The 8,918-nt window shown below is 70.6% G+C and carries 6 protein-coding genes; 3 read left to right on the top strand and 3 right to left on the bottom strand.

Annotated elements, in window-relative coordinates; genetic code table 11:
* Positions 1–37 precede the first annotated feature (37 nt).
* A complete protein-coding gene (locus tag NLI01S_RS01700; RefSeq protein ID WP_084392235.1) occupies positions 38–1,477 on the top strand; it encodes a sensor histidine kinase in 1,440 nt (479 codons plus the stop codon).
* Here the strand turns inward: NLI01S_RS01700 and NLI01S_RS01705 are convergent.
* Together NLI01S_RS01705 and NLI01S_RS01710 are read right to left on the bottom strand one after the other, a co-directional pair.
* Positions 1,426–2,700: a glycosyltransferase gene (locus NLI01S_RS01705; RefSeq protein ID WP_067598016.1), complete on the bottom strand. Its 1,275-nt coding sequence runs from the start codon at positions 2,698–2,700 to the stop codon at positions 1,426–1,428. The genes NLI01S_RS01700 and NLI01S_RS01705 overlap by 52 nt on opposite strands.
* A gap of 420 nt (positions 2,701–3,120) precedes the next feature.
* Complete coding sequence (locus NLI01S_RS01710) at positions 3,121–4,839, bottom strand: S1C family serine protease (RefSeq protein WP_067598019.1); 1,719 nt, start codon at positions 4,837–4,839, stop codon at positions 3,121–3,123.
* Between the two features lie 218 nt (positions 4,840–5,057).
* Between NLI01S_RS01710 and NLI01S_RS01715 the strand changes: the two genes are divergently transcribed.
* Positions 5,058–5,663: a response regulator transcription factor gene (locus tag NLI01S_RS01715; RefSeq protein WP_067598022.1), complete on the top strand. Its 606-nt coding sequence runs from the start codon at positions 5,058–5,060 to the stop codon at positions 5,661–5,663.
* Positions 5,664–5,679: 16 nt separating this feature from the next.
* On the opposite strand, the gene NLI01S_RS01720 is transcribed toward NLI01S_RS01715, so the two are convergent.
* Positions 5,680–7,845: a SpoIIE family protein phosphatase gene (locus NLI01S_RS01720; protein ID WP_067598025.1), complete on the bottom strand. Its 2,166-nt coding sequence runs from the start codon at positions 7,843–7,845 to the stop codon at positions 5,680–5,682.
* A 379-nt stretch (positions 7,846–8,224) separates the two neighbouring features.
* Here NLI01S_RS01720 and NLI01S_RS01725 point away from each other — a divergent pair.
* The coding region (locus NLI01S_RS01725) for a HAMP domain-containing protein (RefSeq protein WP_190318331.1) at positions 8,225–8,918 on the top strand (694 nt) is incomplete at its 3' end.

The raw sequence follows: 8,918 nt of genomic DNA on the forward strand, positions 1-8,918 counted from the left end.
CCCGGACGACTGGCGACTCGGAACCCGCTTCGCGGTGATGTTCGCGGCGGTCGCCGCCGTCACCATCGCCCTGATCGGCATGCTCGCCTACGGCACCGCCGCCTCGCTCATCCGCGCCGACGCCGAGGGCGAGTTCGACGACGCGTTGCAGAACCTGTCCCGCCAACTGATCGTTTCCGCGCAGGAGAGCGAGGAGGTGCAGGAGAACCGGCTCTCCTTCCTGGCCCCGGGCAGCCTGGACGCGCAGATCCTGGGCCCCGACGGAAGTTGGGCGCGGCTGCTCGCCAACCAGCACGAGACCTCCTCCTTCCACCCCGCCTCCGAGGACCTGGAGATCGCCCGGTCCGAAGAGCCCGGAGTGATCAGCCAGCGAGAGATCCAGGTTCAGGATCAGGCGTATCGGGTGGGCACCGTCTCGTTGGGCGAGGGACGCGGTGCCGTCCAACTGCTCCAACAACTGTCCCCGATCGAACAGATGATCGGCCGGTTGGCCACGCAGATCCTGTGGGTGGGCCTGTTCGTCGCCCTGTGCGCGGCCTCTGTCGGCTGGCTGGCGGGACACCGCGTCACCGGCCGGCTGGTCCGCCTGACCGAGGCCGCCGAGTACGTCAGTTCCACCGGCCGCCTCGACCCGGTCACCACCACGCGCAACGGCCGCGGCAACGGGGGAACCCCTGGCGACGGTGCCGGGGGTCCGGGTGTGGGCCCCGAGGAACCCGGACACGACGAGGTCGGCCGGCTCACCAGCGCCTTCAACGGTATGCTCGCCCGGCTGGCCCGCTCCAAGGACGAACAGCGCCGTCTGGTGCAGGACGCCGCGCACGAACTGCGCACCCCGCTCACCAGCCTGCGCACCAACGTGCAGGTCCTGGGCCGGGTGGAACGGCTCGCCCCGGACGCGCGCCAACGGCTCTTCGACGACCTCCAAGGCGAGACCAGGGAGCTCACCGTCCTGGTCAACGAGCTGGTCGGGCTGGCCACCGGCGACCACGAGGACGAGACCCGCAGCGCGGTGGCGCTCGCCGGCATCGCCGAGCGCGTCGCCACCCGGGCCCGACGTCGGACGGGCCGCGAGGTCCTCGTCGACGCCGACGACAGCCTCGTCTGGGGCCGTCCCGGAGCCCTGGAACGGGCGATGTCCAATCCCGTGGAGAACTCCGCCAAGTTCGACCCCGACGGAAACGGACCCATCGAGATCCGCGTCCGTGAGGGTGTGGTGGAGGTCCTGGACCGGGGCCCGGGCGTGGACCCCGACGAGATCCGCCACCTCTTCGAACGCTTCTACCGGGCCACCGTCGCCCGTGGCCTGCCCGGATCCGGGCTGGGTCTGTCCATGGTGTACGAGATCGCCCGCGACCACGGGGGAGAGGTGTTCGCCCGAAACCGCGAGGGCGGCGGCACCGTCATCGGGTTCGCCCTGCCGCCCTACCGGCCGACGGAGAACGAGGCGAGCGCCCCGACCGACGCGTCCACGTAGATGTGCGCGAAGCGCTCCAGCGAATCATCCAACCGATGCCGTGACGCCATGAGTCGGCTGTGCGCGCCCATGCGCGGCCGCTCCCGCTCGGCGGCCAGCACCGATTCCACCCTGTCGGCGAGCGCGTCGGGATCACCCGGCTCGTACAAGTAGCCGTTGTGACCCTCCTCCACCAGGTGGGGCAGGGCCATCGCGTCGGCCGCCACGACGGGCAGCCCGCTGGCCATGGCCTCCAACGTGGCGATGCTCTGCAACTCGGCGATGCCCGCGATGGTGAACACGTCCGCGCACCGGTAGACGTCCGGGAGGTCCTCGTGCGCCACGAAGCCGAGGAACCGGACCCGGTCGGTGACGCCCTCGGTCCGGGCCAGCTCCTCGGCCCTCTCGCGGTGCGTGCCCTGGCCGGCCAGCACCAGCTGGACGTCGGAGGTGCGGGCCACCGCCCGCACCAGTTCGTCGACGCGCTTCTCCTCGTCCAGACGACCCACGAACAGCATCGTGGGACGGTCGGGCAACCCGAACCGGGCGCGCAGCCGCAGGCGTTCGGCGACGACGGAACCCTCCGGTGGCGGTCGGAAGCGGTCCAGGTCGATTCCGCAGGAGACCGTCTCCACCGGATGGATGAACCCCTGTTCGCGCAGCAGCCGGGCGGCGGTCGGCGTCGGTGTGGTCACGTGCTCCACCCGGCCCAGGATCCGGTTCAGGTCCCACCAGGCCAGGCGCGCGGCGTAAGGGCGTAGGGACCACGGCATCCGCAGGTGGTCGAAGAGGTTCTCGGGCATGAAGTGGTTGGTGGCCACCACCGGTACGCCGTGGCCGTGCGCGGCGTCGGCCAACATCCGGCCGACGAGGAAGTGGTTCTGGATGTGCACGGCGTCCGGCCGCAATCGGTCCAGGAGCCGGTTCAGGTGGCCGCGTACACCCGCGGGCAGGGCCAGACGGACGCTCTCGTGCGCCAAGGAGGGCATGGACCGCAGCCGGTGCTCCACCACCCCGTACCGCTCCACCACGTGCGGGCGTCCGGTGGGCGAGGGACACAGCAGGTGCACCTCGACACCGCGTTCGGTCAGTCCCCGGGCGAGCCGAGCGGTGAAGTAGGCCGCGCCGTTGACGTCCGGGGGATAGGTATCGGTACCGATGAGGACCCTGGTCCGGCGGCGTCCGCCCTCGGAAGGGGCCGGACGCGTCGTCGCGGGCGGGTGGGGTGCGAAGGACGTGGACATACCGGATTCTCCTGGGGCTTCGCGCGGCCTGCCGTGGTGATCACGAGTGTGGGCCATCCGTATGGCCCGTCGCCGACCTTGCGGTGAACATGGGGGCGACCTCGGAAGTGGCGCACGGTCAACGGAACGATACTCTCCGTGTCCATTTCTGTCTCTCAGTCCCCAGGCGTGTGTTCGGGTCGTGGCCCGTACCCGACGATGCGGCCGGCGATACCGTGACCACCACGAAGGGGCGGCCCGGCGACAGCCGGACCGCCCCTTCGCTTCAGGGTCGGTTTCCCGTCGACCCATGGTCCCGCCGGAGCGACGCCCCCGTCGGCCTCTGGCGGAACCAAGCCGTGTTCGTCCTGTGTCTCCGCCGGCGTATCGACGCCGAACCACACACCCCCTGTGGTGCGGGGGCGGTTCACAGAACGGAACCTAGTCTTCCTCCTCGATCTCCTCGGTCGCGGACGCGGCGCTCTGCTCGCTCAGGGTGACCGTCACGTCCTCCGGGGTGTCCTCGCCCTTGGGCACAACACCCAGGGTCACCTCGTCACCGGGAGCATGGGCCCGGATCTGCGCGATGAGCTGGTCGGGGGAGTCGACGGCCTCACCGTCCAGTGACACCACCACGTCGCCGGTGGACAGACCGGCGTCGGCGGCGGCCCCGCCGTCGGTGACCTCCATGATCTCCGCGCCACCGCTCCGGCTCGGGGCGATGGTCGCCTGGATGGCCGGGTAGCTGGCGCTGCCCTCTTCCACCAGTTGCTCGGCGATCGGCCGGACCTGGTTGATCGGGATGGCGAAGCCCAGGCCCACCGAACCGCTCTCCTGAGAGAGCCCGGCGATGGCCGTGTTGATCCCGACCACCTCGCCGGCCATGTTCACCAACGGGCCACCGGAGTTGCCGGGGTTGATCGCCGCGTCCGTCTGGATGGCGTTGATCACGGTGGAGGTCTGCCCATCGCCGCTCTCTGTGGCTCCGGTGTTCACCGGCCGGTTGAGCGCGCTGACCACACCGGTCGTGACCGTGCCGGACAGACCCAGCGGAGAGCCGATGGCGACCACGTCGCCGCCCACGCCCACCTGGTCGGAGTCGCCCAGGGTGGCCGGGGTGAGGTCGTCCCGGCCCTCGGCCTGGATCACCGCGATGTCGGACACCGGGTCCACACCGAGGAGTTCGGCCTCCGCGGCGCTGCCGTCGTTGAACCGGACCTGGAGGGGCCCGTTCTCGGCCTCCGCCACCACGTGCGCGTTGGTGAGGATCTGTCCGTCCGACGACAGGATCACGCCGCTACCGCCGCCCGAACCGGTCTGGATAGAGACCACGCTCGGCAGGACCTGCTCGGCGACCTCGCCGACGGCCCCCTCGGTGGCGGTGCTTCCCTGTCGGCCGTCGAGCGCGCTGATCGGGTCCGCTCCGGGTACCAGGAAGGCGGTGCCCAGCGCGGCCGCCGGTCCGATGATCAGGCTGGTGACCAGGGCGGTCACCGCGGCGATCCCCACGATCTTGCCGGTGCCGCGCTTCTTGCGCTCGGACTCCGGTGGCGGGCCGAAGTGCGGTTGCCCGAACGGTCCCGGGGGCCGGGGCCCGCCGGGGTGACCACCGGCCGCGAAGGCGGCCGTCTGGTGCGGGGGGCCGGCCGGGCCGGGCTGCCCCGGTGCGGCGAAGGCCCCGTTGTTCGGCCCGGCGCCGTAGTGGCCCTGCGGCGGCTGCTGTGAGTGCGGCTGTTGCTGTTGTGGTTGTGGCTGTGGCTGTGGCTGTGGGGGAGGCATACCGGGTCCGGGGCGCGGTCCCCCCTGGTGCGGTCCGGTGTGCGGCCCCTGCCCGTGGAAGGCGTAGGAACCGTGGCCCGTGCCCTGGGGCTCGGTGGCCCAGCGAGGCCCAGTCTCCTCGGGTGGGGAGAAGCGAGGTGCGCCCGAACGTTCGGCCTCGTGGACCCCGGAGGCTTCGGGGGCCTCGGAGGCCGCGGCGGCCTCCAGCGCCTCGGATGTCTCCGGCGCGGTCTCGTTCACCGGGGCGGGGTCGCCCGCGGTGGCGCTCTGGTCCCGGTCTTCGGAGGCGAAGGAGTCCTGGACGGGGTGGTCCTCGGCGCCGGCGGTGTGCTCGGTACCCGCGCCGGACTCGTGGCCGTCGTTGGTTTCGTGGGGCTGCAACTCATCCTCCGTCAGATGGGACGATGTACTGACAAGCTTCATCATGTGGTGCGTGGGTTAAAAGAGGGTGAGAGCCCGCTACAGCGCGGTTTCGAGTTCTCCCCAGACGTGGCCGAGCGTCCTCGTGTTCGGTCGCCTCCGTGCCGAATGATCCACAATGTCCGGAACGATACCGTGCCCGTGCTCGATGACAGCGCAGGCGACTGGGAAGGTCCCCCGTGATCAATCTGGTTCTCGCCGACGATGAACACCTGGTGCGCGGGGCCATCGCCGCGCTGCTCGGCCTGGAGGAGGACATCCGGGTCGTCGCCGAGGTCGGCCGGGGCGACCAGGTGACCGACCTGGTCCTCGAACACGACGCGGACATCGCCGTGCTGGACATCGAGATGCCCGGCGCCACCGGCCTGGAGACCGCCGCGGAGCTCAAGGAACGCGCCCCCGGCTGCGGGGTCGTCATCCTCACCAGCTTCGGGCGCCCCGGCTACCTGCGCCGAGCCCTGTCCGCGGGGGCCCGCGGGTTCCTGGCCAAGGACGCACCGGTCGAGCAGCTCGCCGGCGCCATCCGCAAGGTCCACGAGGGCGGACGTTACATCGACACCGACCTGGCCGCCGCCGCGATGGTCGGTGGGGAGAGCCCCCTGACCGACCGGGAGGGCGAGGTGCTGCGAGCCGCCGCCGACGGGGCCACCGTCGCGGCGATCGCCGCGAAGCTGCACCTCACCGAGGGCACCGTTCGCAACTACCTGTCGAACGCCATCGGCAAGACCGGCGCCGAGAACCGCATGGCGGCCATCCGAACCGCCCAGGACATGGGCTGGCTCTGAAGGGGCGCCTTGACGGTCACAGGAACCGCAGCACCAACATGGCGGTGTCGTCGGCGTTGCCGCCCGGGGCGTACTCCTCCAGCTCGCGCTCGATCCGGCTGATCACCGCCTGGGCGGTCAGGCCGGCGGCGTGCGAGAAGATCTCCTCCAGCCCCTCGTCGCCGAGCATGTCGTTGCCGCTGCGCCGCTCGGTGACGCCGTCGGTCACCGCCAGCACCACCTCGCCCGGGTGGATGTCCACGCTCTCGGTGGTGAAGCCGACGTCCTCGAACGCGCCCAGCAACGGCTGGGAGCTGCCGAACGCCTCCACTCGCCCCTTCTGGTTCAGGCGCAACGGAAGTGGGTGTCCGGCCGAGACCATGCGCACGCGCATGCCGCCGGTTCCGTCGGTGGCCGGGGTCATCTCCCCGTAGAGCATGGTGAGGAACCGGGTCGAGGTGTTCTCGTCCAGGATCGCCATGTTCAACCGCTGCATGATGTGCGCGGGGGTGAACCCCTCCCGGGCCAGGGCGCGCAGCGTGTGTCGGGCCAGACCCGTGACGGCGGCGGCCTCCGGGCCGGTGCCGCACACGTCTCCGATCGCGAAGCACCACCGGCCGCTGGCGGAGAACACGTCGTAGAAGTCGCCGCCCACCTCGCTGCGTTCGTCCGAGGGCCGGTAGTACACCGCGTGGTCCACCCCCGGGATCACCGGCTCCTTGTCCTTGGGCGGCAGCAGGCTGCGCTGAAGGGCGGTGCTCATCGATGTGTGCCGCTCGTGCAGACGGGCGTTCTCCATCGCCGAGGCGACCCGACGGCTCAGGTCGTCGGCGACGTCCGCCTCCTCACGGGTGAAGTCGTCGCTCTCGTTCTTGCCGATGGTCATCCGACCCAGCTCTCGGCCGTGCGCGATCAACGGGATGCTGATCGCGGGTCCTCCGGCGGGTACACGCGACCACTGCTCCTCCGAACCCTCGGCGGCCAACTCCTGCGGGGTCCACAGGGGCTGCGGCTCACGCTGTTCCTTCGGTGGCAACGTGGTGAGCAGGGAACGCAGGATGTCGTTGAGGTTCTCGTCGCCGTGCACCACGTGGGTGAGTTTGGAGACCCCCAGTTCGTTGGTGGTGTGGATGGCGCACCAACGGCCCAGGCGCGAGGTGATGAGCTGCGCGGCCAGGGCGCCGGTCATCTTCTCGTCGAGGGTGCCGGCGAGCAGGTCACTGGCCTCGGCCAGGAAGCTCAACGAGGCGCGGCGGCTCAACTCCACCTCGGCCAGCCGGGCCCGCTCCACGGGCAGCGCGATGAGGTCCGCGCCCTCCTGGAGCCGTTTGGCCGCCGCCGGACCGAAGTGGCGGGCCCGGGTGGAGGCGACCGCCAACAGACCGGTCACCCGACCGTCGACGATCATCGGTGCCGTCACCAGCGACCGCATCCCGGCACGGGCCAGCGCGCCGCGACCGGCTCGGGCGATCATCAGGTCGTCGTTGATCACCGGGCCGGGCTCGGGCGCCGCGGACGGGAAGATCTCCTCGGTGCGCACACGGAGCGGACGCCAGTGCGCCCCGCCGGTCAGCCCGACCGCGGTACGCACCTCCCACATGGTCTCGTCGGAGGTCGCCAACGCGATGTAGGCGGCGTCACCGCCCAACGTCGAGGTGGAGTACTCCACCGTGCGTTCCAGCAGTTGCGGCAGGGTCAGGCGCGAACCCAACGCCGAGTCCAGCGCCGACCACGCGGGTGGACGCGCGGGACGGACGGTGCCTCGGCGCACCGGCGGCGACTCCAGGGACGGCGTCCCGTCGTTCTTGTCCTCTATGCGGAACCACACGGCCTTGTCGCTGCGCCCGTAGCTCACGCCCCAGCTGGAGGCGATGGCCGAGGCCAACGCCAGTCCCAGGCCACCGCTGCGCTGGTCCTCGGTCGAGGGAGAGGTGTCCACGGCGAGTGGACCCGCCTGCGGGACCGCCCTCTCGGGGGCCGAGTCGGTGACCATCACCTCCGTCGACCCCTCCGAACGGCGGACGGTGACCTCCAACGCGGAATCCGCGTGGATGACGGCATTGGTGACCAGTTCGCTGACGAGCAGGATGATGTCGTCGAACGGATCGGGCACACCCCAGCCGAGCAGGGTGTCGTGCACGAATTCTCGGGAGGCCGCCGCTGTCTCGGGAGTAGGAGGAAACTCCCGTCGAGCGACCTTCAACGCGTCTTGTACTACCAAGCCGTCGGTGTCCTTCGTCACTGGGCGCGAATGCCGGTGCCGGCAACTGCAACGATACGCGGGATCCACGAAGCGATGGCCGGGCCCCGCCTCACCGGGATCGTGGGCGCGAGTTCGTCGACCCACCTGTGCGAAATGGCGGGGCCGGTTAGTGTAAGACGACACATCCGCTTCTTTCGGGTGGTACCTCGCGACGATAGCGTGACGGGGTGTCACCAAGGCGCGCGGCCACGCGCGCTCCCCCGTGTCCCGTGCCCCGACCTGGTACGGGGCCGGCCCATCGTGCGGTGGGCCGAGTCGGGCCGTCCCCGGCACGCGGTGGTCGACGACCGAGGTGGCGTGCGGGATAGAGGAGGGGTACATGCCCGAGGCGGTCAAGGAAGTGGCCGACGACCAGCTCGACGAGATTCTCAGTGCTCTGTACCGGATGCGCGACGGCGACTTCAGTGTTCGACTCCGATCGCGCGGCAGCGGCAGGCTCAAGGAGATCACCTCCGTCTTCAACGAGGTCGTCGACCACAGCGAACAGCTCAGCTCCGAACTCCAGCGGGTCGGCGACGTCGTCCGCGAGGAGGGTCGGCTCAACGAGCGGGTCATCGTCCACCCGGCACGGGGCGCCTGGGGCAACAGCGCCCGGGCGCTGAACATGCTGCTGGACGAGGTCGCCGAACCCGTCACCGACGTGGCCCGGGTCCTGGACTCGGTGGCCGAGGGCGAGTTGAACCGACGGGCCTCCACCGAGTCCCGCAGCGGTGAGCTCCGCGGCGACCTGCTGCGTCTGGCCACCACGGTGAACCGGATGGCCGACCAGATGAGCGGCTTCACCCAGGAGGTCACCCGTGTGGCCCGTGAGGTGGGTACCGAGGGCAAGTTGGGCGGCAGCGCCAAGGTCGAGGGTGTCTCCGGCGCCTGGCGCGAGGTCACCGAATCGGTCAACCAGATGGCCTCCCGCCTCACCCTCCAGGTCCGCGACATCTCCACCGTCACCACCGCGGTCGCCCGCGGTGACCTGACCAAGAAGATCACCATCGACGTCCAGGGCGAGATGCTGGAGC

Source organism: Nocardiopsis listeri NBRC 13360, from assembly GCF_001570765.1.
GTDB classification, from domain to species: Bacteria; Actinomycetota; Actinomycetes; order Streptosporangiales; family Streptosporangiaceae; genus Nocardiopsis; species Nocardiopsis listeri.

Excerpts from the sequence above, each read along its gene's own strand:
- NLI01S_RS01700 (WP_084392235.1), top strand. The coding sequence starts at position 38 with ATGTTCGCGGCGGTCGCCGCCGTCACCATCGCCCTGATCGGCATGCTC.
- NLI01S_RS01705 (WP_067598016.1), bottom strand. The coding sequence starts at position 2,700 with ATGTCCACGTCCTTCGCACCCCACCCGCCCGCGACGACGCGTCCGGCC.